Genomic DNA, 26,084 nt, shown 5'->3' on the forward strand with positions numbered 1-26,084 from the left:
GATATATGCCGCAAAAGGAATACATTCCCCTTGCGGCATATACATTGGCTTACTGATCCTAACTTTATCTTCGGTAAGTAGCGGGAGGGCTACTTGTTAAGTGCTAGGAAGTTGCCGGTGCCTTTGTATAGTCGGCACACAACTGGAGGAACCGGGTGTTGGCCTCGGGTTCCCCGATACTGACCCGGACGCCCTCCCCGGGGAAGGCCCGCACGGAGAGGGCACGCGTCCCCGCCAGCTCCGCAAAGGCTGAACTTTCAGCACCGAGTGCCAGCCATACGAAGTTGCCCTGGGCATCCGGGACGGCCCATCCGAGCTCCTTCAGGCCGGCGGTTACCCGCGCCCGCTCGTCCACGAGCTTTTGTACCCTTTCCACAACCTGGGCGTAATTCCCAAGGGAAACAATTGCCGCGTCCTCGGCAATTTGGGACACGGCGAACGGGGTGGCAGCAACGCGGAGGTACTGCGTCAGTTCCGGTTGGGAGACGCTGTAGCCCACCCGAAGGCCGGCCAGTCCGTGGGCTTTGGAGAAGGTCCGCAAAACCACCACGTTGGGGTATTTGCGGTAGAGGTCGATCCCCTCAACGGCGTCCTGGGCCCTGACGAACTCCTGGTAGGCCTCGTCGATGACCACCACCACGTCCGCCGGCACGGAACGGATAAAGGCTTCGGTTTCAGCAGCGCCGAGTGCCGGGCCCGTGGGATTGTTGGGCGTGCAGAGAAGGATGACTTTGGTGCGGGCCGTTACTGCAGCCGCCATCGCTTCCAGGTCATGCCGTCCGTCCGCGGTCACGGGGATGCGCACGCTTTCCGCACCTGCCAGGCCCACGCTGATGGGGTACGCCTCAAAGGAACGCCACGCATAGATGACCTCGTCCGCCTTGCCGTCCTCGTTCTGGCCCGCAAAGGCAGCCAGAATCTGGTTCAGTGCGCCCAGGCTCCCGGCGCCGGTGACGATGTCCTCGGCGGGCACGCCAAGGAATTCCGCCAGCGCCGCGCGGAGCCTGCTGCTCAGCGGATCCGGGTACCGGTTGAAGTCCCGCTGCCGGGCGATCGCCTCGAGGACGGCCGGAATCGGGGGCAGCGGGTTCTCGTTGGACGACAGCTTGTAGCTGGCCAGCCCGCTGACGGCGGCCGGTGGCTTTCCTGCAGCGTAGCGGGGCAGCCGCTCCAGCACCGGGCGGGGTGCAATGCCGCCTGCCCTGGTCTCAGATGAGGTCATGGCTTCTAGCCTACTTCCAAGCCCCCACGGGAATCGGGGGACCATGCACCGAAATTCAGGGCACGCTGCCGCCCGCACATCAGCACCATGTGGAAGCATGGTGCCATGGGTTCATTCATCCTCCGGGTCATCGTCAATGCCGCAGCTCTTTGGGTGGCCAGCTGGATCCTGCCGGGCATGGACATCTCCAGCACGGCGGCATCGGATGCCGTGGCCCGCAGTGGTATTTCACAGGACACCGATGCCATCGGGATCGTCCTGGCCTACCTCTTCATCGGCCTCATCTTCGGGGTGGTGAACGCCTTCGTGCGGCCGCTGGTCAGACTCCTGGCGCTTCCCATCACCATCCTGACCCTGGGCCTGTTCGCGATCGTCATCAACGCGGCCATGCTGTACCTGACAGCCTGGATCAGCGGCTACACACCGGTGCACCTCACTATCGATTCCTTCTTCTGGACCGCCGTCCTGGCGGCGATCATCATCTCCCTGGTCTCACTGGTGGCAGGTTTGCTCCCGGGCGGCAGGCGCTGACCCCCGGTCCGGGATCCAGCCTCTAAGTAGGAAGGCGGGCGGAAACAGGTACCCGGCAGGTGCCGTTTCGCCACCCAGCTCCCAAAACAGCAGTACCCGCCACCCATGACCCCTGCCGGACGGGCCGCTTAGGCTGCGAACCGGGGCCTCCAGAGGCCCTGTTGCTGTCAGTTCCGGACCACGGGGGGCCCACGCATGAAGCCCATGAGATTCCTGCTTGCCGCCTGCCTGCTTTTGGCGTGGCAGGCAGGCCCTGCACACGCAGACGCCGAAACAGGGCCGGCACCGCGGAGCATGACCGCGCTTGGCAACGACATCTCCTGGCCCCAGTGCGGCGCAGACCTCCCCGCACCCCCGTCATTCGCAATCGTGGGCGTCAACGGGGGACGGCCGGACACCGTCAACCCATGCCTGGCTGCCCAACTGGCGTGGGCGGACCAGACGTCGGATGCCGCCGGGGGAACTCCGGCGGCGGTGTACGTGAACACCGCCGCAACAGGACCGGTGGAGTCGGTGTGGTGGCCTGCGAGCAACAGCTACCGTGGCATGGACGTCAGCAACCCCTACGGAGTGTGTGACGGCACGGGGGCACCTGCCTGCGCCTACGTGCACGGGTACGCCATGGCCGCCAATGACGTTGCCATCCTGAAGGATTCGGGCGCCGGGGAGCTGCGGCGCATGTGGTGGCTGGATGTTGAAACCGGAAACAGCTGGCTGTGGGACAAGACCGCCAATGCTGCGGAGCTGGAGGGCATGACCGCGTTCCTGGAGGGCACTGGCTTGGACGTGGGGATCTATTCCACCGGTTATCAATTCGGTGAAATTGTGGGGGAAGTGGGCCCCGGCAGCAACCTCTACCGGCTGAGGAACTGGCTGGCGGGTGCGGAATCCACGGAGTCTGCCCGCGAATACTGCTCGGCTTCCCCCCTGGCGCCGGGCGGGACCGTCACGCTAACCCAGTTCACCGAAGGCGACCTGGACTACAACTACCGGTGCACAGCCGCCGTGCCGGCGCCGGCCCCGAAGCCCGCCCCGCAGCCGGACCCGCAGGGAAAGACGCGCACCAAGAGGTTCGCGGAAATGCACGCCGCCCAGATCTCCTGAGGCCCTGCCCTGCTTTGGCTGGATGCAAGTTTTACCTGGCACCCGGCTGCGGCCGCCCCGAAAAGGGGTCCCTGCGTTCCCTGGGAAGAGGAGGCGGTGGCGGCTTGGACAGGGAAAACCTGGTGGCAGTGGCAGCACCGCCGGCACCCAGGACCCCGCCCAGCACCGCCGTGGACTGGGCCAGGGACGGGTCCTTGCTGGCGCCCACCAGGCGGGCTGCCTCCTCATAGCCGGTGAGGCGGTGGCCCGGCCCCAAGCCGGCGTCTTCTCCCCCGCGCACGTAGAGGTCGTTGTTCACGGTCACCGTGACCTGGTTCCTGGCATCCCGGTTGTCCAGGCCATCGCTGCCGGGCACCCAGTCCGTGCGGTGTTCCAGGTGAAGAGTGCTGACATCGGGGGGAGGCGTTATGCGCGAAATGGGCGATCCCGCAGTCAGGACGTATTTCATGTCGTACTCCTTGAGGAACTCCTTGTCCGCCGCCAGGTTCATGGCATGGATTCCGCCCTGGCTGTACCCCACCGCAACGACGTCCGCCCCCGGCTCGGCGCCGGCCTCCCGGAGTGCCTGCAGGACTGCGGCATTCACCTGCCGGGAATTGCTGCCCAGGCCGTCGACGATTCCGGCAAGATCGAACGGGTTGGTGCCTTCGTCTTCGTCATGGACCTGGGTTCCCGGAACCACCACCACGTAGGCCTTTCCGCCTCCGTTGTCCACCTCGATGACTTCGATATAGCCACTGCCGCGCTCCTCCACCAGCCTGACCCGTTCAAGCAGCCCGGCGGGGGTGGCGTCGAGGTCGATGGGCACGCGCTCTTCCTGCCTGGCCGTCACCGGGCCCGGACGCAGCGCGGGGTTGACGCCTTCGACCAGAGACTTGATCAAGGGAAGGGTGGTGACGGCATTGGCCACCAGCATCTCCATGGCATCCCCATTGAGGAATCCCGTCCGCCAGAAGTCCACATGCTTCCGGAGTTCAACGTCCGGATTCGACAGGCCCAGCATCCACTGCGTGTGGGCAATGGATTCGGCCATCTGGTAATCCCACCTGCAGCTCCGTACCTGGCCGCTGATCCGCTGGAGCTCCAGCCGGACCCTGAGGACCGCCTCCCTTGACTCCCCCACGGCAATAAGCGCTGCAGTCCCCGTGGTTCGCGGCTGGTTCTGGTACTCACCAAGCTCCCGCCAGACCGTGAAAAGCTCCGCCTCGATGGCGGCGAGACGGCCGGCGAGTCCATCGAGCTTCGCGGCCCCCGCATCCAGTTCCTCCAGCTGGACGGTGATTCCACCCACGCCACCGGAAATGGTCAGGATGCCGTCCGGGGGCGGTGGTGAAACGTGGATGGGACCTCCTGAACCGGAGGGCGTCACATCGGCCATCAGAACCGGCTGCCCGGCGAGCACTCGGCCGTCAATGCCGCGCTGGCGTGCGCGGCCACCGCGGCAGACGCCTCCCTCACCCGGTCAAGCGCCCTGCGGACCGCCACCGCCTGCAGGCTGACCGAATCGCGGTATGCCTGCCCGGCAGGTGATTCCCAGTTCGCCAACTGGATCTCGTGGAATCCTGCGAGCACCTCTTCCGCCGTGTGACAGCACTGCGCCACCCTTCGCCCCAGTTCCTGGACTTCAAGGCTGACGCCCAGCCCGTTGCCCCATATCCCGTCCGTCAGATCGTTCCCCATGCCAGCTCCCCGTCACGGCCTTCCCGGCCAGATGTTTCGCCATCTCCCTGCTGTGTCCAACGCTAGGCAGGCAGCCCCCGCGGGGTAAGCACCGCCGTCGGCTATGTGGACAAGTAACGTGGCCGCCCGGCTTAAGGCGGTGCCGGACTTCATGAAAGAATCAGCACATGCCTGAAACTGCCGCCACAGCTGATACCCGTACGCCCTCAGGACGCCTGGCCCTCGCCGCGTCATCGGAAAAAATCGCGCTCGGACCCCTGGACGGCCGTTACCAGTCCGCCGTCGCCCCCCTCGTGGACTACCTGTCCGAGGCCGCCCTGAACCGCGACCGGGTGGCTGTGGAAGTTGAATGGCTCATCCACCTGACCAGCAACAACGTCCTGCCGGGAGCCGGTCCCCTCAGCAAGGAGCAGCAGGACCAGCTCCGCGCCATCGTCACCGAATTCGACGCCGCCTCGGTAGCCGAACTCGCAGAGATCGAGGCCGTCACCGTCCATGACGTGAAGGCCGTGGAGTACTACATCGGCCGCCGGCTGCCCGCTGTCGGCATCGAAAACCTGACCGCCATGGTCCACTTTGGCTGCACTTCCGAGGACATCAACAACCTTTCCTACGCGCTGGGCATCAAGGGCGCCGTGGAGGATGTGTGGCTGCCCGCCGCCCGCGCCCTGGTGGAACAGCTCAGCAGGATGGCGGAAGACAACCGCGCCGTCCCCATGCTGTCCCGGACCCACGGCCAGCCGGCCACGCCCACCACCCTGGGCAAGGAGCTGGCTGTCATCGCGCACCGCCTGACCCGCCAGCTGGACCGGATCGAAAAGACGCAGTACCTGGGCAAGATCAACGGTGCCACGGGCACCTACGCCGCGCACGTGGCCTCCGTCCCGGGCGCTGACTGGCAGCAGGTGTCCCAGACCTTCGTGGAGGGGCTGGGCCTGACCTGGAACCCGCTGACCACGCAGATCGAGAGCCACGACTGGCAGGCAGAGCTCTACGCCGACGTGGCACGCTTCAACCGCATCCTGCACAACGTCTGCACGGATATCTGGAGCTACATCTCCATCGGCTACTTCGCCCAGATTCCGGTGGCCGGCGCGACGGGTTCGTCCACCATGCCGCACAAGGTGAACCCCATCCGCTTCGAGAACGCCGAGGCCAACCTGGAGATCTCCAACGGCCTGCTGGACACCCTGGGCGCGACGCTGGTCACCTCCCGCTGGCAGCGCGACCTGACCGACTCCTCCAGCCAGCGCAACATCGGCGTGGCATTCGGCCATTCCCTTCTCGCCATCTCCAACGTGGCCAAGGGCCTGGAGCGCCTGGACGTTGCCGGGGACGTGCTGGCGGCGGACCTGGACACCAACTGGGAAGTGCTGGGTGAAGCCATCCAGATGGTCATGCGCGCGGAGGCGATTGCCGGCGTCGAAGGCATGGAGAACCCGTACGAGCGCCTCAAGGACCTCACCCGCGGCCAGCGCGTCGACGCAGCGCGCATGCGCGAGTTCGTTCAGGGACTGGGCCTTTCCCCAGATGCCGAGGCACGCCTCCTTGCCCTTACCCCGGGCAAGTACACGGGCATCGCTGACCAGCTGGTGGACCACCTGAAGTAGGCTCCGCACCAACGCAGAAGATTACGACGGCGGCGCCGGGCTCCCCAGGGCCCGGCGCCTTTCTGCGACCCCGGCGATGTGACGCCCGTTCCGGCCGTACGCCGGCAGCATTCCGGAGTGCGAAACTGGGATCATGAAGTTGCTCCTGATCCGCCACGGCGAAACCCCCGGCAACGTGCTGGGCCAGCTTGATACCGACCATCCCGGCCCTGGGCTGACCGAACTGGGCGAGCGCCAGGCGGAGGCCATGGCGCGGGCCCTGGCCAACGAACGCATCGGGGCCCTCTACGCCTCAACGCTGATCAGGACCCAGATCACCGCCGCCCCGCTGGCGCGGCTGCAGACCCTCGATGTCGAAGTGCTGGAAGGGCTGCACGAAATCGAGGCCGGATCGCTGGAGAAGCTCACCGACCACGAATCCCACAAGCGCTACATGGGGACGGTCATCTCCTGGGCCGCCGGGGACCTGGATCTCCGCATGCCGGCGGGTCCGGACGGCCACGCCTTCTTCGAACGGTTTGACGGTGCCATCGCCCGGGTGGTGGAGCGGGCCGAACATCACCAGCACGGCACCGTTGCGGTCGTCAGCCATGGTGCAGCCATCCGCACGTGGGCCGGGTTGCGGGCCGACGGCGTTGACCACGAGTTCGCCGCCCGCCATGTCCTTGCCAATACCGGGATCGTGGCGTTGGAGGGCGACCTGCGTGCCGGCTGGAACCTGATCCATTGGGACGGCAGCCCGGTGGGCGGCCTCGCCCTGGCGGACCCGACCGCCGAGGACCCGACAGGGCGGGACGCGGGCGCCCCCTAGACCTGCTGCCGGTGGCGCCGGGGAGAGAAGATGCGCATTGCCTTGCACGGGACGGCACCCGGCTCCACGCGCTGACTTACACGGCTGCGCTGGTCGTCCCCGCCGGGCCGGCTGTCTTGGGCCTGCACCGGGGCCGCGGGGATCAGCCGTGCTGCCATCGCCGCGGCGCTTGCCGCCGTCGGCCGTTCGACGGGATCCATGGCTGTCAGGGACCGCAGCAGGATGGCCCATTCACCGAGGTGGTCCGGAACATCCGGTGACCGCAGGGTCCTGGCCACAAGGGATTCGATGGCGGTGCCCGGAAACGCCTTGGAGCCGGTGAGAAGCTCCAGCAGGACCAGGCCCATGGCGTACACATCCCAGGAGGGGTCAGCCGTGCCGCCGGAGGCCTGCTCGGGGCTCATGTAATGCACGGTGCCGGAGGAAATTCCGGGCTCGGGAGCCGACCCCGCCGCGGCGGCGATTCCAAAATCGATGATCCGGACCGGACTCCTGCGCAGCCCGCTCAGCATCAGGTTGGCAGGCTTGATGTCCCGGTGCACAAGCCCGCTGGAGTGAAGGTGCGCCAGTGCACGGAAGAAACCCTGTGCCCAGAGTGCAACATCCCCGGGCCCCGGATTCTGCAGCCGGATGGTTTCGGCCAGGCTCGCGCCCAACGCAAGTTCCTCCACCAGAAAGGGGCGCCCGGAATGGCGCCCGCCGTCGGGCATGACGCCCTGGGCCAGCAGCCGCACGATGGACGGGTGGTTGAGCCCCGCCAGCACGCTTGCTTCATTGCGGATGCGCTGGTGCTGCTTCCGGCCGTTGACTGCCGCGATCTTGACTGCGGCATAAGGACCGCCCTCCAGGTCAACCGCACGGAAGACTTCGGCAGCGGACCCGCGGCCCAGGCGTTCCCTGAGCTGGTAGCGCCCGGCAATGAGACCGTCCGGGCCAGGTTTCTGCGGGCTGAGCGGCAGTACAGGCGCTGCCGTCCCGGCGATGCTCATGCTGAAAAGGCAGCGGAGGTGTGCGTGGCGCGGACATCGGCCGGCTGCCAGGCATCCAGCTGGAATCCGCAGGCGCAGCGCCACACGGGCGGAAGCTCCGTACCCCCTGCGTCGGCCGGCGTGAAGGTGTAGCTGGCGCGGTGCCATCCCACAGCCGGCGTCACGAGCTGCATGGCGGCACCACAGTGGACTGCCGGATCTCCCTGCGGCGCAGTGGTGCCGTCCAAGGTGGATTCCAGCAGGTGGCTTGTCAGGACCGCCCCGGCCAAGCGGGGTTCAGGCGGTGAAACTTCGGTGAAAGTAACCAACACACTCACGACTCCGTTGGGAAGCAACTTTGGGAACAATCGTAAGCTTACATATAACTAGTTGATCTAGCTAGTCCACCTAGTGAATTTTCTGGTCCTTGCCTTCGGGCGCCTGGAGCGCGTCCGTCATCCGCTGGAGGAAATCGACCACGACCCGGGCCTCCTCCGCGGTCAGGCCTTCCGCCACCTGCATCATGCGCCGGTGCATGGCGCCGAGCGTCTCGCGGACCTCCTTGTCCGATTCAACGGTGGGGATGACCACCACGGACCGGCGGTCCGAGGGATGCGCCTCGCGGCGAACGTGGCCGCTGGCCACCAGCCGGTCGATCAGCGAGGTTGTGGAAGCGCTAGTAATATTGAGGAACTGGCTCAGGTCCTTGGGGACAACCTGCTTGCCTGAGGCCTGCACACGCAGCAGATACCGCAGCGCGAGAATGTCGGTTTCCCCCATGCCCATGGAGTCCCTCGTGGTGCGGCGGATTTCGGTTTCGGCCGCGCGGTAGTCGCGGAGCGACTTCAGCACCGCAGCACTGTAGTCCAGCTGCCCGTCGGGCCCGTACCAATAGCCGGATCCCTCGTTGCCCATAGAAGCCATGGATTTATTTTAGACCAGCTGGTAACTAGGCTGCCAAGTAACCTGCACAGCCGCGTCAACATCCGCGTTATCCAGGTGCTTACCGCCAGGAAACACCTGTGTAACTCCCCGCGCCTAGCCTTATCAGGCATACCCCTCCGGCGAATCGAGGCAGATATGCAGACCAACCCCAGGCTGAACATCCGGCAGGTCCCCTGGTCCAACCCCGTGGGCGCCGACCTCCGCCGCGCCCAGCAGGCCGAACTTGACGCCCGCTTTGGCCGGCCTGACCACGAACCCGGCCCGCCGCCGTCGGGCGCCGACTGTGCGGTGTTCCTGGTGGCGTACGACAAGGGTTCGGGGCAGCCTGTGGGCTGCGGGGGGCTGCGGCTCCTGGACGGATCGACGGCGGAAATCAAGCGCCTCTACGTACTGCCGTACACGCGGGGATCCGGGGTGGCCAGCTCCATCCTGGCGGCCCTGGAAGCGGAGGCCTTCAGGCAGGGCATTACCCGCATCAAGGCAGAGGCGGGGTCCGCGCAGCCGGACGGCCGGAACTTCTACGAGAATTCAGGATTCGAGGCCATCCCGAACTTCGGTCCCTACGTCGGGGTGGAACACTCGTACTGCTACGCCAAGAGCATCAATGCCCGCAGCGCGGCGCAAACCGCCATGGCCTAGCAGTGGAGCCCGTGGCACCGGTGCCGGCGCGCCGTCACACTGGAAGGGCGCACCGCCCCGTCGGCTAATCTCAGCCTATGGAAACAGCGGACATCACCTTCCGGACCCGCAAGTGGGTGCGGCCCGAGGACCTCAACGCCAACGGGACGCTCTTCGGCGGCAGCCTGCTGAAATGGATTGACGAAGAGGCCGCCATCTATGCCATCCTCCAGCTGGGAAACGGCCGCGCCGTCACCAAGTACATTTCGGAGATCAACTTCGTCAGCTCGGCCGTCCAGGGCGACCTCATCGAGATGGGCCTCACGGCCACCCGGTTTGGCCGGACCTCCCTCACCATGCGCGCCGAGGTCCGCAACATGATCACGCGGCAAAGCATCCTCACCATCGAGGAGATCGTGTTCGTGAACCTGAACCAGGACGGCAAGCCCGAGCCGCACGGCTACACGGAGATCACCTACGACCGGGACCGGATTCCCACGCACCACCTCAGCGGTACCACGGTCAAGGACTAACGTTCGCCCCCGGTTCACGCCGCGGGCCCCCAGAGTTTCCCCATCTGGTCCAAAGTGGACAGCCGGGCTGTTTATCGAATCGATAGGTATAACAGCCCGGTTTTTGTCATGCGCGGCTATAGGCTGTGCGGACATGCTCCGATTCCAGTCCAGAAATGAGTCCTGATCGTGCGTAAATTGCAGACTTTGGTTGCCGCCGCCGTCGCCGTCACCCTCCTCGCCGGATGCGGTGGTGGATCGAACCCACCAACTTCAACGGGGGAAGCTTCCAAAGCTCCGCAAGGTGCGTCCGGGGACACCCTGGTTGTCTACACCAACTCCAACGGTGAAGGCCGGGGTGACTGGCTGGCCGCCAAGGCGGCCGAGGCCGGATTCAAGATTGAGATCGTGGGGGCCGGCGGCGCTGATGCCACCAATAAACTCATTGCCGAGAAGAACAACCCGATCGCGGACGTCGCATTCGGCTTGAACAACATGTACTTCTCGCAGATCAAGAACGAGGGCGCATTGGAGGCCTATCAGCCGGCGTGGGCAGGTGACGTGGACAAGGGACTCGGTGACGGCGAGACGTACTGGCCCCTCGTGAAGCAGGCGATCCTCCTTGGCTACAACTCTGACAAGTTCGCCAAGGATGCAGCACCGAAGGACTGGACTGACCTGTGGGCCAAGGATGAGTTCAAGAGCCGCTATGAAAGGGTCACCGGCCTGGGCACCGCCACAGCCCAGCTGGTCTTTGCCGGCATCCTCTCGCGCTACCGGGACGACTCAGGGGATTTGGGAATCTCCGATGACGGTTGGAAGCAGGTTGAGCAGTACTTCAAGAACGGAAGTCCCGCCGTGGCGAAAACCGACCTGTTCGCCCGCATCGCATCCGGTGAAGTGGACATGGGGCAGATGCCGTCCTCGATCATTGCCGACCGCGAAAAGTCCTTCAAGGTGAACGTCGACACGGTGATCCCTGCGGTTGGCGTCCCGCTGGCGGTAGAGCAGATCGCGCTGGTGAAGGGGACCAAGAAAAAGGACCAGGCGCAGAAGTTCATCGACTGGTTTGGCAGCGCCGAGGTCCAAGGCGAGTTCGCCCAGAAGTTCAACTCCATGCCGGTCAACAAGGGCGCCCAGGCAAAGGCCAATCCCGAGGTGGTGGGCTTCTTCGCGGATCTTAAGCAGCAGGACATCGACTGGGACTTCGTCCAGAAGAACATGGGTGCCTGGGTGGAGAAGATCGAGCTCGAGTACATGACGTAACCGTCCCGCCAGTCACCGTTCCGCTTTCCATCAGACAGGTATGCCATGATCCGCTTGGAAAACATCGAAGTTACCTTTGGCGATTTCACCGCCATTCCGCAGCTGGACCTGCATGTGCGCCCCGGCGAGTTCTTCACCCTCCTGGGGCCCTCGGGCTGTGGAAAGACGACGGCGCTGCGCACCTTGGCCGGCTTCATCCAGCCGGCCAAGGGTACGGTCCGGGTGGATGGAAAGGACGTGACCCGGCTTCCCAGCGACAAGCGGCAGGTGGGCATGGTGTTCCAGAATTACGCCCTGTTCCCCAGCATGAGCGTGTGGGAAAACATCGCCTTCGGGCTCCGTGTCCGGAAAGAAAAACCTGCCGAGAGCGACCGACTTGTGCGGGATATCGCGCGGCGCGTTGAGCTCAGTGATGAGCAGCTGGCAAAGAATGTGGCGGAGCTCTCCGGTGGCCAGCAGCAGCGGGTGGCCGTTGCACGGGCCCTGGTGCTGCGGCCCAAGATCCTGCTGCTGGACGAGCCCCTGTCAAACCTGGACGCCAAGCTCCGCCACCAGCTGCGCCAGCAGCTCAAGGACCTGCAGAGTGAATTTGGCATCACCACCGTCTATGTCACTCACGACCAGGATGAGGCACTCGCCATGAGTGACCGCGTCGCGGTGTTCAACAAGGGCGTCATCGAGCAAGTGGGGACACCCCAGGACATCTATGACCATGCCGCCACGGAGTTCGTCTGTAACTTCATCGGCGACAGCTCAACCCTGACTCCGGACTTTGTCTCCGAGGTGAACCAACTTTCGGGGGCCGGCCTCAGCACCGACGCCAGGTCCTACCTCCGCGTGGAAAAGGCTTCACTGGACCGGCCCTCCGGCGGAGGCACCGCCGTCGGGCTTCCGGCCACTGTGGTCTCCCGCACCTATCATGGCCTCCACAGCCGCTACGTTGTGCGCAGCCACGGCGCGGACATCCGCCTCCTTGTCAGGGAGAACGGAGGCACGCACCCGGAGGCCGGCACGAACACCACCGTCTATGTCCAGCCTGAACACATCCTCCAGTACCATCCGGAAACCGGTGTGTCGCTGCGCCGGGACCGGGCAGTTGCCCTGCCATGAGCGCCAACGCCACTGTGCGCAGCATGGGCCGTTCACCCTTCGTCCTGGTGGTGGGCGTCGTCCTCACCTGGTTCATCACCGCGTTTTTGGTCTGGCCCAACGTCAATATCCTGATTGCCACCTTCTTTCCTGACGGCAGCTTCTCGGGGCGCGCCGCGGAGAAGCTGTTCTCGTCGCAGCGGGCCATGAAGGCACTCGGCAAAAGCTTCCTCCTGGCCGTGGCCCTTTCCGTCACCGTCAACCTGGTGGGGGTCTTCATCGTGCTGGTGACGCACTATTTCCGGATCCGCGGCTCGCGCATCCTCTTCCTTGGCTACGCCTCCACCTTCATCTATGGCGGCATCGTGCTGGCTGCGGGATACAAATTCATTTATGGGGACAAGGGCATCGTCACCTCGCTGCTGGTCAAGCTGATCCCCGGAATGGACCCGGGATGGTTCTCCGGGTTTTTCGCCGTCCTGGTGGTCATGACCTTTGCCACCACCACCAACCACATGCTCTTCGTGGCCAACGCACTCAAGGGGATCGACTACCAAACCATCGAGGCCGCCCGGAACCTTGGCGCATCCCCCTGGACGATTCTTCGGCGCATCGTCCTGCCAATGCTCAAGCCCACGCTGTTCGCCGTCACCATCCTGTCGTTCCTGACCGGGCTGGGGGCTTTGAGCGCACCGCAGGTGCTGGGCGGCCGCGAATTCCAGACCATTACCCCGATGATCCTGACCTTCACCAACAGCCCCACGTCCAGGGACCTGGCAGCGCTGCTGGCGGTGATCCTGGGCCTGGCCACCATGCTGATGCTCGCCGTCATGTCCCGGCTTGAGAAGGGCGGCACCTACTTCTCGGTGTCCAAGGTGTCCTCCGAGCTGCAGAAGCAGGACATCACCAACCCCGCAGCCAACATGGCCGTCCACGCCGTGGCATATCTCCTGTTTGCCATCTACACGCTCCCGGTGGCCCTGATCGTGCTCTACTCGTTTGCCGACGGCGCGGCCATCCAGACGGGGCAACTGTCGCCGGCCAACCTCACGCTGGACAACTACGTGCGCGTCCTCACCCAGCAGTCCGGGCTCCGTCCATTTGTCGTCAGTGTTGTGTACAGCGCCTTGGCGGCCGTTATTGCCGTCGGCGGACTGCTCTTCGTGGCCCGGCTGCTGCAGAAATACAAAAACTGGGTGGCCTCGGCCTTCGAGTACCTGCTGCACATTCCCTGGATCCTGCCGTCTGCGCTGCTGGCTTTGGGCCTGATCGTCAGCTACGACCACCCCAGCCCGCTGGTGGGCGGTGCCGTGCTCACCGGAACAACGGTGATCCTGCTCATCGCATTCGTCACGGTGAAGATTCCGTTCACCCTCCGGATGCTCAAAGCATCCTTTGCCTCCGTGAATTCGTCGCTGGAGGAGGCTGCATCCATCATGGGAGCCAAGACGCTGTACGTCTTTCGGCGCATCCTCCTGCCGTTGGTTCTCCCGGCGGCAGCAGCCATAACCGCCCTGAACTTCAACAGCCTGTTGGACGACTATGACACAGCCATCTTCCTGGCCCACCCGCTGGTACAGCCGCTGGGCCTGGTGATCAAGGCCAACACCGATGGCGCAGAAGGCACCGAGGGTATTGCCAACACGTTCGTCTACACGGTGCTCCTCATGATCATCACCGGCGTGACGATGTACCTGGTCTACGGCAGGTCGGGGCGGAGGCGGACCAGGAAACGACTGCCCGCGGTACCGCCCGTCCAGCAGGCTCCTGGAGGACTCCCCGGCGCCCAGGCCCCGGGCGGGGACGACGCAACACGGCCTGCCGCGGCCGTGCGCTGAATCACCTGCCGGAACTGCTGCCGACGGCGGCGCGTTTGTTGCGCCGCCGGGCCAGGTTGAGCAGGCCGTCACGCAGCGGCTGGCCGCGTTCGGTGAGCGCGACGCGGCCCAGCGCCGAGGACGCCAGGCTCACCGCGCGGGTCCGGAACCTCCGCTGCCGGTCGTAGGCGCGCAGTGCCTGGTCTTCGGGCAGCGTGTTAAGCAGGTCCGCAAGTGTCACCGCGTCAACCAGCGACTCGCAGGCGCCGCGGCCAAGTGTGGGCATCATGGCATGGGCCGCATCACCGATGAGCGCAATCCTGCCACTGACGTAGGAGCCCAGGCGCGGAACCGTCCACAGGCGCTGGACCAGGCATTCCTCCGGCGTGGCTGCAGCAAGGGCGCGCCGGATGGCAGGTGCGTGGCCCGCATAGCGCTCCCTGGCCTGTTCCAGCGCTGACGGAACGTCGATCCCGTAGGGGCCAAGTCCGGACCGGTAACTGGCGTACCAGAAGGACCCGCCCCGGGCGACGGCCATGCCGAACAGGTCCCCGCGGCCCCAGTACTCGCCCACCTCGTCCGGGGCAACTGGAGTAGGCAGGGTCCCGCGGAGGGCGAGGTAGGGCGTCAGACGTGCGTCCGCGCCGGGACGCCAGGCCGTGCTGCGGACAACGCTGTGGACGCCATCGGCGCCAACCACCAGTCCCCCGTCCGCGGGCAGCCCCCGTATCTGGCTGGTGGCCCGGCGGACGCTCCCCGGGACGGCCGTGTCCAGGAGCCGCAGCAGGTCGGTCCGGGAAATGCCGAACATTTCCCCGGCATCGACCGTAACCCAGGGCTCCCCCTGGGCGTTACGTACCGACCCGCTCCCGAGCACCGGGCTCACCGCCCGCGCCTGGTCCAGTATCCCCAGCCGGGCCAGGGCGCGTTGGGCGTTGGGCCACATCCCGAGAGCGTTGCCGACGGCGGGCAGTTCCGGACGCTTCTCGTACACCGTCACGTGGAAGCGGTTGGGGTCCAACGCCGCCGCGAGGGCAAGCCCGGAGATGCCGCCGCCCACGATGGTGATGGTCTCCATACGCAGGATTCTACTACTTTTGTAGTGAATTGAAAGGAGTCCCACTAGACTGTGGCCATGCGCGACAGACGTACCCAGCTCCTTGATGCCGCGCTGTCCGTGGTGGCAAACAAGGGGCTGAAAGGCCTCACGCACCGGGCCGTGGATGCCGCCGCCGACGTGTCCGAAGGCACGACGTCAAACTATTACCGCAACCGGTCAGCACTGGTGGAAGGCGTCCTGGACCGTTTGCTGCAGCTGGACGCAGAGCTCCTGCAGCACGTTGGCCCGGCCGGTCCCCCACGGGACGTCGACCAGCTGGCCGGGCAACTGGCCGCGATGGTTCTCGCGCTGGCCCGGCAGCATGCCGGCCTCACCAGGGCCCGGCTGGCCCTGTCCCTGGACCATCCGGAGGCGGTGACCGGCGGGCACCACCTGCTGGTGGGCAGGCTGGAACAGGCTCTTGCAACCCTGGGGGTGGCTGACGCAGCAGCACGCGCCCGGGATATCGCGGACTACGGCGACGGGGTGCTGTTGCACCTGCTTACCGTCAGGCGCGACGAGCAGCCTGACGCTGCCGCCATCGCGGCGGCCGTCCGGCGACTGGCAGGCCCCTGAACCCACCCCGGCCGACCGCCGTCGTCCTTCTCCCGCGGCTTTAGGCGCCGCCGGGCCAGCCCGTGTAGGCCTCGGCCAGGTAAGCCATGCCGTGGCGGGAGGAGACCACCGAGTTCAGCTCGCCGAGCTGGCGCGCGCGGGAGAAATCGTCCGCGTCGGCGGGGGTGTGCAGCATGGTGGTCATCCAGTACGAGAACTGCTGCGCCTTCCAGACACGCTCCAGTGCCCGGTCGCTGTAGGTTTCCAGCAGGCGGCCGGAACCGGAGTTGTAGTGGCTGTCCAGCCCCTCGAAGAGGACCTTGACGTCGTTGATGGCAAGGTTCAGGCCCTTGGCACCGGTGGGCGGCACGGTGTGCGCGGCGTCGCCGGCGAGGAAGAGGTTGCCGTGGCGCATGGGGGTGTGGACGAAGCTGCGGAACGGCAGCACCATCTTTTCCAGGACGGGCCCTTCCTTGAGCTCGAAGCCGTTGCCGTTGACACGGCTCCGGAATTCGGCCCAGATCCTCTCGTCGTCCCAGTCGGCCACGTTCTCCTTGGGGTCGCACTGGAAATACATCCGCTGGACTGTCTCCGTACGCTGGCTGATCAGGGCGAATCCGTTGGCCGAGTTGGCGTAGATCAGTTCATCGGAGCTGCGCGGGGCCTCGGCCAGGATGCCGAACCAGGCGAAGGGGTACTCGTGGAAGTACCACTTGCGGTGGGCTTCCGGGATCTGGAACCGGCAGTGGCTGCGGGAGCCGTCGGCACCCACCAGGAAATCCGCCTGGATCTCGAACTCAACGCCTTCGGAGTCGGTAAACCGGACTTTCGGGCTGCCTTCCAGGTCATGGACAGTGGTGTCGGTGACGCTGTAGCGGACGTCGCCGCCGTCGTCCTTCCTCCGCGCGGCGAGGTCCAGGAAGACGTCCGTCTGCGGGTACAGCCAGACGGACTCGCCCACGAGGTCCTTGAAGTCGATGCGGTGGCTCTCGCCGTTGAACCGCAGTTCGATGCCATCGTGCCGGTCGCCCTCGCGCAGCACACGGTCCGAGACACCGCTGTCCACCAGCAGGTTGACCGTCCCGTGCTCCAGGATGCCGGCGCGGACGGTGTGGGCAATCTCCTCGTGGCTGCGGACCTCGATGACCGTTGACTCGATGCCTGCCTTCGCCAGGAGATGGGACAGCATCAGCCCTGCCGGGCCGCCTCCCATGATGGCCACCTGGGTGGTGATGGTTTTTCGTGCCATGACTGCGTCTCGCTTCGTTGCGGGTCCCGCCACGGGCGGCACCGGATCGGTTTGTCTGCCATCAGTGTGGGGGAAGCCGGGTGACCGGCGTTACAGAAATTCCGTTGAATGGTTCAGGCGTCCGCAAGTTGCCGGGCAATGCCCCGGGCGGCCGTTTGCAGTGCCGGAACCAGTGCCTGCAGGCGCATCTCCTGCAGGGGCACCACGACGCCCAGTGAGGCTACGGCCCGCTGCCGGCGGTCCAGCACGGGCACCGCGATCCCCCAGGTGCCCGCATCCACCACGCCTTTCAGTTGCGCAAAGCCCTGATGGGCGGTCTCTGCCAGCAGCGCCCGGACGTCGGCCGCAGCCAGCCTTCCTTCGGGATCGGTGAACTGGCCCAGGTACTCCTGCTGCATGGCCTTGTCCTGGTGGGCCATCAGCGCCAGTCCAGCGGACGAGATATGGATGGGCATCCTGCCCGCTACCTGCGCCCGGTTGGCCACCGAGCCCCGGCGGGACAGCCGTTCCACAAAGAGCGCCTCCCAGCCATCCAGCACCGCGAGGTTCACGTTTTGGTTCAGGACCTGCTGGATGTCCTCCATAAAGGGCATGGCTGCCTGCCGGAGCGCCAGCGCCGGCGAGGCACGGTTCACCAGTTCCCACAGCCTGAGTCCAGGCCGCACCATCCCGCCGGGAGCAGTCTCCAGCAGTCCGTGACCTGCCAGCTGGCCCACCAGCCGGTGGGTGGTGGTCAGCGGAAGGCCTGCCCGCCCGGCAAGGTCAGACAACTGGAGGGCATTGACGTCCTGGGGAAACGCGGAGATCAGCCGCACGATCCGGTCCACCACGGAGTCGCCGGACGGGGAGTTGGCCAGCGTGAACACCTGCTTCCATTGAATGGGAAAAGTTGTCCCAGATTACACCCGATAGTGATACAAACCTCACTGGGGATGTGGGCAATGCTGCCCACCCACTACCGGCAAAGCAGCCTGCCGCTCAAAACTCCTGGAAGATACACCGAGGTATTTCTATGTCATTTGCGCCATCCCAGCACCGTTCCAAGTGGCCAGTCTGGCTTTGCTGGCTGGCTATGGTTCTTGACGGTTTTGACCTGGTGGTTTTGGGCACCGTCATTCCCACACTGATCAAGACCCATGAGCTTGGCTTCGACGCGGTGGGTGCCACCTTGGCCGCCACAATCTCACTGGTGGGCGTTGGCGCCGGTGCCCTGTTCATCGCCCCGCTGTCCGACCGCTTTGGCCGGCGCCGCCTCCTGGTGGCCTGCGTCCTGTGGTTTTCGATCTTCACCATCGCCGTGGTGTTCGCACCCAACGTGGCGGTGTTCTGCGCCTTCCGGCTTCTTGCCGGGCTGGGACTGGGCGCCTGCCTCCCGGCCGCCCTGGCCTACATGAACGACTACGCTCCGGCAGGTACCGCCGGAAAGTCGACCACCCGGACCATGACCGGCTACCACGCCGGCGCTGTGGCCACGGCCTTCCTTGCCCTGCTGCTGATCCCGGACTGGCGGATGATGTTCATCATGGGCGGGCTGGCAGGCTTCGCCCTGGCACCCTTCCTGTGGTTCAAGCTCCCCGAAACCCTTCCCCCGGCGGCGGCAGGAACAGAACCTGCCGCAGCCCGCACGGGCTTCCGGGACCTGGCACGGAAGCCTTACCCCTTGGTGGCGCTGGCCATCGCGGCCGCGTCCTTCATGGGGTTGCTCCTGGTCTACGGCCTGAACACCTGGCTTCCGCAGCTGATGGCCGGCGCCGGGTACACCGTCAGCACCGGCCTGGTTCTCCTGCTGGTCCTCAACGTAGGGGCCGTGGTGGGCCTGGTGATCGCAGGGATCCTGGCCGACAAACACGGCACCAAGCGTGTGGTGCTGCTGTGGTTCGGACTCTCCGCGGTTTTCCTGGCTGTCCTGAGCGTCAAGATCCAGAATGAACTGCTGCTCAACGCGGCAGTCTTTGTCACCGGCGTGTTCGTCTTCAGCGCACAGGTCCTGGTTTACGCATGGGTCAGCCAGCTGTTCCCGGCAACCCTCCGTGCTACAGCCCTCGGCTTCGCCGCCGGGGTGGGCCGGCTCGGCGCGATCATGGGCCCCGCCGTCACCGGCACGCTGGTCGCTGCCAACATCGCCTACCCCTGGGGCTTCTACGTCTTTGCGGCCGCTGCCGCGATTGCCGTGGTGGCGCTGGTGACGGTGCCGCACACCATCGCTGCGGTCCGGGAAGCATCAGCCGCGGAACGTCCGTAACGGGTCACCACCCGCCCCTGCCCCTGGTGTTGCAGGGGCGGGCACAAGGCGGTCAGGCCGCCGTCGTCCTTTGCCTGATCCGGCGCCATGCGCCGGGCGCCAGCACCACGGCAATGCCGACGGCGGCGCCGATCACGGTCTCGATGATGCGGTCGCGCAGCAGGATGGAGGGTGACGCCGGGACCACCAGCAGTGTTGAGACCAGCGCGAGGGGTGTCACGAAAACCTGGGCCAGAAGGTACTGGCGGATGATGAACATCTCGGCCCCGAACTGGCACAGCGCCATCACCAGCACGGTTTGCCACGGCTGCAGGCCCACCAGCAGCACGGCCGCGAGGACCAGCAGGCCCAGGACCGTGCCGATGATCCTTTGTATGCCGCGGCGCACCCGGTGCCTGGTGGTGTGGCCCACCAGCGGCACCACGGCAGCAACCATGGCCCAGTAGTTGTGCCCGAACCCCAGGCGCTCCCCCGCCCACGTGGCCAGCGTGCCGGCAAGGCCTGCGGCCACCAGGTAGCCGAGCCCTTCAAGCCAGGCCGCGCGCTTCTCCGCGGGAGTGCGGCGGATGCGGGGCGGCCTGGCCCAGGGAGTCCTGTGGCTGGGAAGGATGCGGGACGAGAAGCCGACCAGCAGGGCGAACACCGTGGTCAGGACGGCCACCAGCATGCCTTGCCAGAGCGGCGGCTGGTTGGGAATGGATGCGATGGCGGCGAAGGCGAAGATATGGAAGAGCGAGCCGCCGGGGCGCAGCCTGAGCCAGGAAATGGCAACCGAACAGGCGCCGGCCACCAGCGTGGTGGCCAGGACCAGCAGCCACGTGTGGGTGGGGGCGTCCAGGCCCCAGGCGGGACCCATGCGCGCCGCCAGCGCCGCCAGGAGCATGACGAGCAGCATCAGCAGACCGGCGCGCAGCTGCAGGATAAACCGGACGGCGTGGGGTTCGCCGCGGCCGTAGATTCCGGTGAAGGCGCCGAAGGACGCGAAGATTGCCAGGTCCAGCCTGCCGAGCAGCACCAGCGTGATCAGCGGAACGAAGACGCCCACGGCGCACCTGAACGCGGGGTGGTGGTCCTTGTTGCCGGGGGCAATGCTGAACATTTCAGCAAACAACTTCACGGGCAGCGCCTTCCTGGGGTGGATTCTGACGGGCGGCCGCGCTGACGTTCCTGATAAATCCTACGGTGCGGGACCCGGAAGGCCCCCGGCGCGTTCCCATGAATGGAATCGGGAGGCAATGCGGTGGAAACAGCACCGCACCATGCTTGTGTCATGAAGCGCCCTGCCCACAACACACCCGCTGCCGAACTGCGCTGCGAGGTCTGCGGCCTGATGCCTGAGCCGCCCAAGGCGCGGCTGACCTTGGCGAACGTCGCCGTGATGCTGCCCATCGAGCTGCTGGTCCACGCCCTGGTGGTGGAGACCCACCTTCCCTATGTGGCCAAGGTCCTGGTGCTGACCCTGACGGCCACAGTCCTGGTGATCTGGGTGGCCGAGCCCTCGGCTGCCCGGATCCTGCTGCGCTGGCTGCACGCCCCGGCCCTCCGGCACCGGCGGCAGCTGGCGTCGGCGCCGTCCCTGTGGCGGGCGCGGACGCTTCTCCAGGACCGGCCCGGTTCGCTGCAGCGGATCACGGCGGCGCTGGCCCGGCTGGACACCAACATCCTGAGCATCCACGTCCACCCGGTACCGGCTGGGGTCCTGGATGAGTTTGTCCTCTCGGTGCCCGGGGACGTGGGCGAACGGGAACTGCTGGCGGCACTTCACGACGGCGGCGGCAGCAGTCCGCACGCCTGGCCCACCACCGCCCTGGCCATGGCTGACGGGCAAACCCGGGCGCTCAGCCTGGCAGCGAGGATCGCCGCCACCCCGGACGAACTCCCCCTGGCGGTGGCCGAGCTGCTGCACGCACGGATTGTGCCGCCGTCGGACGCCGGCTTCAAAGCGTCCGACGACGGGACGCACCTTAAGATCCCCACGGCCTGGCATGGCCCCATCACCTTCTCCCGGCCGGATGAGCCGTTTACGCCGGCCGAGTCCGCGCGGGCCCACCGGCTGGCGGAACTGGCCGAGATCCTGTCCCACCGGCCGGACGGATCCCCCACGGCGCGTTGAGCTTTCCGCGCTGCTGCCGCCCGGCCTTACCCGTGCGCGGCAGTCACAATCCGTCAGCAGGGCCCCTGCAGCGCCCGGCCGGCAAAAACCCTTGACAGTGGCCGGAGTCACTTCTACCTTTGATTTTGGGATCCCAAATTGGGATCCCAAAAGTGCATTTCCCGCTCAACGCTCCGGATCGTCCAGCGGCCCCCTGCCGGCAGGCGCAACAACCCTGCCCGGCACGTACGTACAACGCACCATTCGCATCCTCCCCATCCGTAAACTTCCCCGTGAAGGAGAAGCTGTGTCCATCCCAAACACTGAAACAACGGCCACGTCCGACGAGGCCACCCCCGGCACTACCGAAACGCGCGGAAAGGGCGGAACGCAACGGCGCACCTCCGTCCGCTGGCGGCTGTTCCTGCTGCTCCTGGTCCTGGTGTCCGTCAACTACATCGACCGCGGCTCCATCTCGGTGGCCCTGCCAATCATCCAAAAGGAGTTCGACCTCGCCCCGGAACTGGTGGGCCTGCTGCTCTCCGCCTTCTTCTGGACCTACGCCCTGATGCAGATCCCTGTGGGCCTGCTCATCGACAAGTTCGGTCCCCGCAAGGTGATGACCGCCTCCTGCGTGGGCTGGGGCGCGGCAACGGCCGCATCCGGCATGGCCGGCGGCTTCCTGAGCATGTTTATCGCCCGCCTCGGCATCGGCGTGACCGAAGCAGGTGTCATGCCCGCCGGCGGCAAGCTCAACGCCATCTGGATGCACAAGTCGGAGCGCGGCCGCGGTGCCACCATCCTGGACGCCGGCGCCCCGCTGGGTGCAGGCCTTGGCGGCATCCTCATCGCCGGCCTCATCGCAGCGACGGGCAGTTGGCGCAGTTCGTTCGTCATCGCCGGCGCCGCAACAGTCCTGATGGGCCTGGCCGTCTGGTGGTACGTCCGCGACAACCCGCGGCAGCACCGCGGTGTCAATGCCGCCGAAGCCGAGTACATCGAAGCGTCGCACGCTGCCGAGGATGCCGAAGCTGAGCTCGACGGCAGCCAGGGCAAACGCGCACTGCTCCCCTACCTCAAGTTCCGCTCCTTCTGGGCGATGTGCTTCGGCTGGCTCGGCTTCAATGGAGTGTTCTATGGCCTGCTGACCTGGGGCCCGCTCTATCTCGCCCAGGCCAAGGGCTTCGACTTGAAGACCATCGGCTGGTCCACCTTTGTCATCTTCGGTGCCGGCTTCGTCGGTGAAATCCTGGGCGGCACCATTGCGGACAAGTGGCGTGCGTCCGGCGCGTCAGCCAACCGGGTGATGCGCACCCTCCTGGGCATCTCGAGTGTCGTGGTGATCGGCGGCCTGGTGGGCGTCACCGTGGTCCCTGACCCCACCACCGCTGTGGTCCTGCTGTCCCTCGTCATGTTCTTCCTGCGCTGGGTGGGCCTGTTCTGGAGCATCCCCTCCATCCTGGGCGGCCGCACCAACGCAGGCGTCCTGGGCGGTGCCATGAACTTCAGCGGTAACATCTCCGGCTTCGTCACGCCGATCGCCGTCGGCCTGATCGTCGGAGCCACAGGTTCCTACACCTGGGCGCTGCTGTACTTCGTGGGTTCCGCGGTGATCATGGGCGCCTCAGTCCTGACGCTGAACTACAACAAGCGGCTTCCTGTCTAAGCTGACCCTCGCAGGGAAACTTGCAACCAACGCCCCCGCAGCCGGGAGCAGTGCCGTACAAAATCCGAATGGAGCATCATGCTGACCGCAGAAGAGACCCAGGACAAGGACCGCCCCCTCCGCGAGACTGTCCGGGATACCCTCCGCACCAGGATTTTCGAAGGACACTACGCTCCCGGCACGCGGCTGGTGGAACGCGATCTGGCAGCCGAATTCTCCGTCTCCCGGCTGCCGGTCCGCGAGGCCCTGCGCATGCTTCGCCAGGAAGGCCTGATCAGCGACCGGGGCGCCCGCGGGGCTGAGGTGAGCAGCCTCAGCCCCAAGGACGTGGAGGACCTCTTCGATGTCCGCCAGTCCCTGGAAGTCCTGGCCTGCCGGCTCGCCGCCAAACGGGCCACCAAGGAGGACCTCGCCCATTTGAAGGGGCTGCTGGACGATGCGGAAACCTTCCTGGCCAAGGGATCAGTGATGGAGGCGCACCGCTCCAACAGCGAATTCCACGACGCCATCACCCGCATCGCGGACAACAACTTCCTCAAGTCCGCCCTGGAACCCCTCCAGGGCCGCATGCACTGGCTGTTCCGGCATGTCAGCGACCTGCCCGAACTCATCCGCGAACACCGCGACCTGTACACCGCCATTGCCAGCGGCGATCCGGACAAGGCAGCCGCCCAGTCCGCATCACACATTGGAAAGTACCGGGACCAGTTTCCCGAGGACTTCCAGAAGACCGAACCAGAATTCCACCGGAAGAGAAAATGAAACTCCTGGTCATCAACCCCAACATCAGCGCCGATGTCACCGCGCTGATTGAATCCGAGGCGCTCCGTTCCGCCTCCGCCGGCACCGAACTGCTGGTCAGGACTGCCGGGCACGGCGTGGAGTACATCGAGACCCGCTTCGAAGCCCTCATCGCCGCGGGTGCCGTGGCAGAGATCATTGCCGAACACACCCGTCCCGGCGCAGACCCGGTGGACGCCGTATTGGTGGCTGCCTTCGGGGACCCGGGAATGCCGGCCCTCAAGGAACTGGCCGAGGTGCCCGTCATCGGGATCACCGAGGCCGCCCTGTGCGCAGCAGCACTGCAGGGCCACCGGTTCTCCATCATCGCCATCTCGGACCGGATCAAGCCCTGGTACCGCGAGTGCGTGGAGCAGTTCGGACTTGCCGGACGGCTGGCCTCCATCCGTTCCATCAATGACTCCCTGACCAGCATCGCCTCCGTCCAGCAGGACTTCAGGGAAACCCTGCTGGCACTCAGCCGGCAGGCCGTGGCGGAGGACGGCGCCGACGTCGTGATCCTTGCCGGCGCCCCGCTGGCCGGCCTGGCCCGCGACCTCACGGGGCAGATTCCCGTCCCTGTGGTGGATGGCATCTCCGCAGGCATCCGCATGGCCGAGGCCGTTGCCGCGCTGCAATCCGGGCCGCACCGCGCCGGCGCCTTCGCCCCGCCGCCGGCCAAGGACCGCAAGGGCCTGCCGCCCAATCTGGACGCGGCCCTTGCCGCCCGCCAGGAGCACGCCGGCACCCCCCAGCCCGCCGCCTAGCCAGAGCCCAACAACTTTAGGAGGACACCGATGTCCCACCAGCCACAACTCGTCATTGCCAACGCCACTGTGGTGAACAGCCACGGCCGCCGGGAGGCGCACGTCGTGGTCCACGACGGCCGCATTGCCCGGCTCGTCGACGCCGCCGGGCCCGTCCCCGCGGCGGACCGCACCATCGATGCGGCGGGCAAACTCGTGATCCCCGGCGGCGTGGACGGACACTGCCACGTGGCCCAGGTCACGGGGCGATTCCGCACCCTGGACGACTACCGGACCACCTCCACGGCAGCGCTGTGGGGCGGAACCACCACCATCATCGATTTCGGAATTCCCCGCGACGCCCAGGAAACCCCGCTCGCCGCCGCCCTGCAGAAGAAGGAACTCGCCACGGAGTCCCGCTGCGATGTTGCCCTTCACGGCGCCGTGGTCACCTGGGACGAAACCGTCCCGTGGCAGCTTGAGCAGCTGGCAGCGGAAGGCGTCCGGTCGGTGAAGATGTACACCACCAACCGGGGCACCACCATGGCGGACGGCGACACCATCCTGAAGGTCATGCGGGAAATGGTCCGGCTGGACGGGTTGACGTACATCCACGCCGAACACGATCCCATCATTGCCGACTGCACCGCCCAGCACGCGGAGGACGGGCGGATCGGCATCGAACACCTGCACCGGACCCGGCCGGAACTGGCCGAGGAGATCTCGGTCAAGGAAACCCTGGCCATGGCCGAATACACCGGCGCCCCGGTGTACTTCGTCCACCAGTCCACGCCCGGGGCAGTGGACCTGGTGAGCGAAGCCCGCTCCCGGGGACTGGAAGCCTACTCCGAGACCTGCCCGCATTACGTCACGCTGGACGATTCCGTCTACGGATCCACCTTCCCCGAGTGGTTCGCCTGCTGCCCGCCCATGCGCAGCCCGGAAACCGTGGCCGCCCTCAAGGAGCGGCTGGTGTCCGGAGCCATCCACACCATGTCCTCGGACCACTCCTGCTACGACCTGTCCCAGAAGCGCGAGCGCACCGACGACGTGCGCGCCATGCCGCACGGACTGCCCGGCGTGGAGACGCGGATGCCGGTGACGTTCACCGCGATGACCTCCGCCGGGGCAACCGTGGAGCAGTTCGTGGAGGCTTTCGCTGCCGCGCCGGCACGGATCAACGCCGTGCCCGGCAAAGGCTGCATCGCCGAGGGGTTCGACGCCGACCTGGTGGTTTTCGACCCCGCAGAGGAACGCACCGTGAACGGCGCGGCCCTGCACATGGGAACGGACTTCTCGCCTTTTGACGGGAAGGCACTCACGGGCTGGCCCGCCGTCGTTGTTTCCAAGGGACGCGTGGTCCTGGACGCGGACGGCTTCCATGACCCCGGCGCCGTGGGCCGCTTCATCAACCGCACCGGCTTCCGGCAGCACCAGTCTGCTGCCCCCGAAGCTTCCCGACTCGCCGCCGCCCTCTAGGAG

The 26,084-nt window shown here is 66.2% G+C and carries 26 protein-coding genes; 16 read left to right on the top strand and 10 right to left on the bottom strand.

Translation table 11 applies throughout. From position 1 onward, the window contains the following. Positions 1 to 103: 103 nt before the first annotated feature. Positions 104 to 1,222: a histidinol-phosphate transaminase gene (locus LDO14_RS19905; protein WP_208324268.1), complete on the bottom strand. Its 1,119-nt coding sequence runs from the start codon at positions 1,220 to 1,222 to the stop codon at positions 104 to 106. A 105-nt stretch (positions 1,223 to 1,327) separates the two neighbouring features. Between LDO14_RS19905 and LDO14_RS19910 the strand changes: the two genes are divergently transcribed. Next, positions 1,328 to 1,753 (top strand): phage holin family protein, encoded by a 426-nt coding sequence (locus LDO14_RS19910; RefSeq protein ID WP_018769761.1) that lies wholly within the window; start codon positions 1,328 to 1,330, stop codon positions 1,751 to 1,753. 195 nt (positions 1,754 to 1,948) lie between these two features. Continuing rightward, positions 1,949 to 2,857 carry a hypothetical protein gene (locus LDO14_RS19915; protein WP_223993106.1) on the top strand — a complete coding sequence of 303 codons (909 nt, stop codon included), beginning with the start codon at positions 1,949 to 1,951 and terminating at the stop codon, positions 2,855 to 2,857. A 31-nt stretch (positions 2,858 to 2,888) separates the two neighbouring features. Here LDO14_RS19915 and LDO14_RS19920 read toward each other — a convergent pair whose 3' ends face one another. Together LDO14_RS19920 and LDO14_RS19925 are read right to left on the bottom strand one after the other, a co-directional pair. Further along, positions 2,889 to 4,235, bottom strand: a complete 1,347-nt coding sequence (locus LDO14_RS19920) for a hypothetical protein (RefSeq protein WP_223993108.1) — start codon at positions 4,233 to 4,235, stop codon at positions 2,889 to 2,891. Beyond that, positions 4,235 to 4,537: a hypothetical protein gene (locus LDO14_RS19925; RefSeq protein WP_018769764.1), complete on the bottom strand. Its 303-nt coding sequence runs from the start codon at positions 4,535 to 4,537 to the stop codon at positions 4,235 to 4,237. Before LDO14_RS19925 ends, LDO14_RS19920 begins: the two co-directional genes overlap by 1 nt. A 167-nt stretch (positions 4,538 to 4,704) precedes the next feature. On the opposite strand from LDO14_RS19925, the gene purB reads away from it, so the two are divergent. Both purB and LDO14_RS19935 read left to right on the top strand, forming a co-directional pair. Continuing rightward, positions 4,705 to 6,147: an adenylosuccinate lyase gene (purB, locus tag LDO14_RS19930; RefSeq protein WP_223993110.1), complete on the top strand. Its 1,443-nt coding sequence runs from the start codon at positions 4,705 to 4,707 to the stop codon at positions 6,145 to 6,147. A 133-nt stretch (positions 6,148 to 6,280) separates the two neighbouring features. Then, positions 6,281 to 6,958, top strand: coding sequence for a histidine phosphatase family protein (locus LDO14_RS19935; RefSeq protein ID WP_018769766.1), 678 nt, complete (start codon positions 6,281 to 6,283; stop codon positions 6,956 to 6,958). Here LDO14_RS19935 and LDO14_RS19940 read toward each other — a convergent pair. The 3 genes from LDO14_RS19940 to LDO14_RS19950 all read right to left on the bottom strand — a co-directional run bounded on the left by LDO14_RS19940 (position 6,955) and on the right by LDO14_RS19950 (position 8,850). Continuing rightward, the gene (locus LDO14_RS19940) at positions 6,955 to 7,947 is read right to left on the bottom strand and encodes a serine/threonine-protein kinase (RefSeq protein ID WP_223993111.1); all 993 of its coding nucleotides are present in this window, start codon (positions 7,945 to 7,947) and stop codon (positions 6,955 to 6,957) included. The two genes, LDO14_RS19935 and LDO14_RS19940, sit on opposite strands and share 4 nt — an antisense overlap. Then, complete coding sequence (locus LDO14_RS19945; RefSeq protein WP_223993112.1) at positions 7,944 to 8,258, bottom strand: hypothetical protein; 315 nt, start codon at positions 8,256 to 8,258, stop codon at positions 7,944 to 7,946. Before LDO14_RS19945 ends, LDO14_RS19940 begins: the two co-directional genes overlap by 4 nt. A 76-nt stretch (positions 8,259 to 8,334) precedes the next feature. Then, positions 8,335 to 8,850: a MarR family transcriptional regulator gene (locus LDO14_RS19950; RefSeq protein ID WP_043425008.1), complete on the bottom strand. Its 516-nt coding sequence runs from the start codon at positions 8,848 to 8,850 to the stop codon at positions 8,335 to 8,337. A 156-nt stretch (positions 8,851 to 9,006) separates the two neighbouring features. On the opposite strand from LDO14_RS19950, the gene LDO14_RS19955 reads away from it, so the two are divergent. The 5 genes from LDO14_RS19955 to LDO14_RS19975 all read left to right on the top strand — a co-directional run bounded on the left by LDO14_RS19955 (position 9,007) and on the right by LDO14_RS19975 (position 14,194). Beyond that, positions 9,007 to 9,510 (top strand): GNAT family N-acetyltransferase, encoded by a 504-nt coding sequence (locus LDO14_RS19955; RefSeq protein WP_018769769.1) that lies wholly within the window; start codon positions 9,007 to 9,009, stop codon positions 9,508 to 9,510. A gap of 77 nt (positions 9,511 to 9,587) precedes the next feature. Further along, the gene (locus LDO14_RS19960; protein WP_018769770.1) at positions 9,588 to 10,022 is read left to right on the top strand and encodes a hotdog domain-containing protein; all 435 of its coding nucleotides are present in this window, start codon (positions 9,588 to 9,590) and stop codon (positions 10,020 to 10,022) included. A gap of 168 nt (positions 10,023 to 10,190) precedes the next feature. Next, entirely contained in the window at positions 10,191 to 11,267 is a 1,077-nt protein-coding gene (locus tag LDO14_RS19965; RefSeq protein ID WP_026265846.1) for an extracellular solute-binding protein, read from the top strand. Positions 11,268 to 11,312: 45 nt separating this feature from the next. Then, a complete protein-coding gene (locus LDO14_RS19970) occupies positions 11,313 to 12,377 on the top strand; it encodes an ABC transporter ATP-binding protein (protein ID WP_144601156.1) in 1,065 nt (354 codons plus the stop codon). Beyond that, positions 12,374 to 14,194: an iron ABC transporter permease gene (locus LDO14_RS19975; protein ID WP_223993113.1), complete on the top strand. Its 1,821-nt coding sequence runs from the start codon at positions 12,374 to 12,376 to the stop codon at positions 14,192 to 14,194. Before LDO14_RS19970 ends, LDO14_RS19975 begins: the two co-directional genes overlap by 4 nt. A gap of 1 nt (position 14,195) precedes the next feature. Here the strand turns inward: LDO14_RS19975 and LDO14_RS19980 are convergent, their stop codons facing one another. After that, positions 14,196 to 15,251 (bottom strand): FAD-dependent monooxygenase, encoded by a 1,056-nt coding sequence (locus LDO14_RS19980; RefSeq protein ID WP_223993114.1) that lies wholly within the window; start codon positions 15,249 to 15,251, stop codon positions 14,196 to 14,198. 57 nt (positions 15,252 to 15,308) lie between these two features. Between LDO14_RS19980 and LDO14_RS19985 the strand changes: the two genes are divergently transcribed. Further along, a complete protein-coding gene (locus tag LDO14_RS19985) occupies positions 15,309 to 15,848 on the top strand; it encodes a TetR family transcriptional regulator (RefSeq protein ID WP_223993116.1) in 540 nt (179 codons plus the stop codon). A 40-nt stretch (positions 15,849 to 15,888) separates the two neighbouring features. Here the strand turns inward: LDO14_RS19985 and LDO14_RS19990 are convergent, their stop codons facing one another. Together LDO14_RS19990 and LDO14_RS19995 are read right to left on the bottom strand one after the other, a co-directional pair. Beyond that, positions 15,889 to 17,076, bottom strand: a complete 1,188-nt coding sequence (locus LDO14_RS19990; protein WP_134164884.1) for a 4-hydroxybenzoate 3-monooxygenase — start codon at positions 17,074 to 17,076, stop codon at positions 15,889 to 15,891. A gap of 113 nt (positions 17,077 to 17,189) precedes the next feature. Beyond that, the gene (locus LDO14_RS19995) at positions 17,190 to 17,933 is read right to left on the bottom strand and encodes an IclR family transcriptional regulator (protein WP_026265847.1); all 744 of its coding nucleotides are present in this window, start codon (positions 17,931 to 17,933) and stop codon (positions 17,190 to 17,192) included. 215 nt (positions 17,934 to 18,148) lie between these two features. Between LDO14_RS19995 and LDO14_RS20000 the strand changes: the two genes are divergently transcribed. Continuing rightward, a complete protein-coding gene (locus tag LDO14_RS20000; protein WP_223993118.1) occupies positions 18,149 to 19,318 on the top strand; it encodes an aromatic acid/H+ symport family MFS transporter in 1,170 nt (389 codons plus the stop codon). A gap of 52 nt (positions 19,319 to 19,370) precedes the next feature. Here the strand turns inward: LDO14_RS20000 and LDO14_RS20005 are convergent, their stop codons facing one another. Then, on the bottom strand, positions 19,371 to 20,435 hold the full coding sequence (locus tag LDO14_RS20005) for an FUSC family protein (RefSeq protein ID WP_223993120.1): 1,065 nt from the start codon (positions 20,433 to 20,435) through the stop codon (positions 19,371 to 19,373). Between the two features lie 153 nt (positions 20,436 to 20,588). Here LDO14_RS20005 and LDO14_RS20010 point away from each other — a divergent pair, with 153 nt between their 5' ends. The 5 genes from LDO14_RS20010 (at position 20,589) to LDO14_RS20030 (ending at position 26,081) form a co-directional block, all read left to right on the top strand. Further along, positions 20,589 to 21,431: an ACT domain-containing protein gene (locus LDO14_RS20010; RefSeq protein WP_134164881.1), complete on the top strand. Its 843-nt coding sequence runs from the start codon at positions 20,589 to 20,591 to the stop codon at positions 21,429 to 21,431. Between the two features lie 286 nt (positions 21,432 to 21,717). Further along, positions 21,718 to 23,076 (top strand): MFS transporter, encoded by a 1,359-nt coding sequence (locus tag LDO14_RS20015; protein WP_223993122.1) that lies wholly within the window; start codon positions 21,718 to 21,720, stop codon positions 23,074 to 23,076. A gap of 78 nt (positions 23,077 to 23,154) precedes the next feature. Continuing rightward, positions 23,155 to 23,838, top strand: coding sequence for a GntR family transcriptional regulator (locus LDO14_RS20020; protein WP_018769782.1), 684 nt, complete (start codon positions 23,155 to 23,157; stop codon positions 23,836 to 23,838). Then, positions 23,835 to 24,623: an aspartate/glutamate racemase family protein gene (locus LDO14_RS20025; RefSeq protein WP_223993124.1), complete on the top strand. Its 789-nt coding sequence runs from the start codon at positions 23,835 to 23,837 to the stop codon at positions 24,621 to 24,623. The genes LDO14_RS20020 and LDO14_RS20025 overlap by 4 nt, the downstream gene beginning before the upstream one ends. Positions 24,624 to 24,653: 30 nt before the next feature. After that, positions 24,654 to 26,081: an amidohydrolase family protein gene (locus tag LDO14_RS20030; RefSeq protein WP_223993126.1), complete on the top strand. Its 1,428-nt coding sequence runs from the start codon at positions 24,654 to 24,656 to the stop codon at positions 26,079 to 26,081. Positions 26,082 to 26,084 lie beyond the last annotated feature (3 nt).

The organism is Arthrobacter sp. NicSoilB11, from assembly GCF_019977375.1.
In the GTDB taxonomy this organism is placed as follows: Bacteria; Actinomycetota; Actinomycetes; order Actinomycetales; family Micrococcaceae; genus Arthrobacter.

What these genes read in the sequence shown, in the direction of transcription:
- LDO14_RS19920 (WP_223993108.1), bottom strand. Translation starts at nt 4,235, where the DNA reads ATGGCCGATGTGACGCCCTCCGGTTCAGGAGGTCCCATCCACGTTTCA.
- LDO14_RS19985 (WP_223993116.1), top strand. Translation starts at nt 15,309, where the DNA reads ATGCGCGACAGACGTACCCAGCTCCTTGATGCCGCGCTGTCCGTGGTG.
- LDO14_RS19960 (WP_018769770.1), top strand. Translation starts at nt 9,588, where the DNA reads ATGGAAACAGCGGACATCACCTTCCGGACCCGCAAGTGGGTGCGGCCC.
- LDO14_RS19990 (WP_134164884.1), bottom strand. Translation starts at nt 17,076, where the DNA reads ATGGCACGAAAAACCATCACCACCCAGGTGGCCATCATGGGAGGCGGC.
- LDO14_RS20020 (WP_018769782.1), top strand. Translation starts at nt 23,155, where the DNA reads ATGCTGACCGCAGAAGAGACCCAGGACAAGGACCGCCCCCTCCGCGAG.
- LDO14_RS19915 (WP_223993106.1), top strand. Translation starts at nt 1,949, where the DNA reads ATGAAGCCCATGAGATTCCTGCTTGCCGCCTGCCTGCTTTTGGCGTGG.
- LDO14_RS20010 (WP_134164881.1), top strand. Translation starts at nt 20,589, where the DNA reads ATGAAGCGCCCTGCCCACAACACACCCGCTGCCGAACTGCGCTGCGAG.
- LDO14_RS19970 (WP_144601156.1), top strand. Translation starts at nt 11,313, where the DNA reads ATGATCCGCTTGGAAAACATCGAAGTTACCTTTGGCGATTTCACCGCC.
- LDO14_RS19975 (WP_223993113.1), top strand. Translation starts at nt 12,374, where the DNA reads ATGAGCGCCAACGCCACTGTGCGCAGCATGGGCCGTTCACCCTTCGTC.
- LDO14_RS19950 (WP_043425008.1), bottom strand. Translation starts at nt 8,850, where the DNA reads ATGGCTTCTATGGGCAACGAGGGATCCGGCTATTGGTACGGGCCCGAC.
- LDO14_RS19925 (WP_018769764.1), bottom strand. Translation starts at nt 4,537, where the DNA reads ATGGGGAACGATCTGACGGACGGGATATGGGGCAACGGGCTGGGCGTC.
- LDO14_RS20030 (WP_223993126.1), top strand. Translation starts at nt 24,654, where the DNA reads ATGTCCCACCAGCCACAACTCGTCATTGCCAACGCCACTGTGGTGAAC.
- LDO14_RS19940 (WP_223993111.1), bottom strand. Translation starts at nt 7,947, where the DNA reads ATGAGCATCGCCGGGACGGCAGCGCCTGTACTGCCGCTCAGCCCGCAG.
- LDO14_RS19980 (WP_223993114.1), bottom strand. Translation starts at nt 15,251, where the DNA reads ATGGAGACCATCACCATCGTGGGCGGCGGCATCTCCGGGCTTGCCCTC.
- LDO14_RS19910 (WP_018769761.1), top strand. Translation starts at nt 1,328, where the DNA reads ATGGGTTCATTCATCCTCCGGGTCATCGTCAATGCCGCAGCTCTTTGG.
- LDO14_RS20025 (WP_223993124.1), top strand. Translation starts at nt 23,835, where the DNA reads ATGAAACTCCTGGTCATCAACCCCAACATCAGCGCCGATGTCACCGCG.
- LDO14_RS19935 (WP_018769766.1), top strand. Translation starts at nt 6,281, where the DNA reads ATGAAGTTGCTCCTGATCCGCCACGGCGAAACCCCCGGCAACGTGCTG.
- LDO14_RS20000 (WP_223993118.1), top strand. Translation starts at nt 18,149, where the DNA reads ATGGTTCTTGACGGTTTTGACCTGGTGGTTTTGGGCACCGTCATTCCC.
- purB (WP_223993110.1), top strand. Translation starts at nt 4,705, where the DNA reads ATGCCTGAAACTGCCGCCACAGCTGATACCCGTACGCCCTCAGGACGC.
- LDO14_RS19905 (WP_208324268.1), bottom strand. Translation starts at nt 1,222, where the DNA reads ATGACCTCATCTGAGACCAGGGCAGGCGGCATTGCACCCCGCCCGGTG.
- LDO14_RS19955 (WP_018769769.1), top strand. Translation starts at nt 9,007, where the DNA reads ATGCAGACCAACCCCAGGCTGAACATCCGGCAGGTCCCCTGGTCCAAC.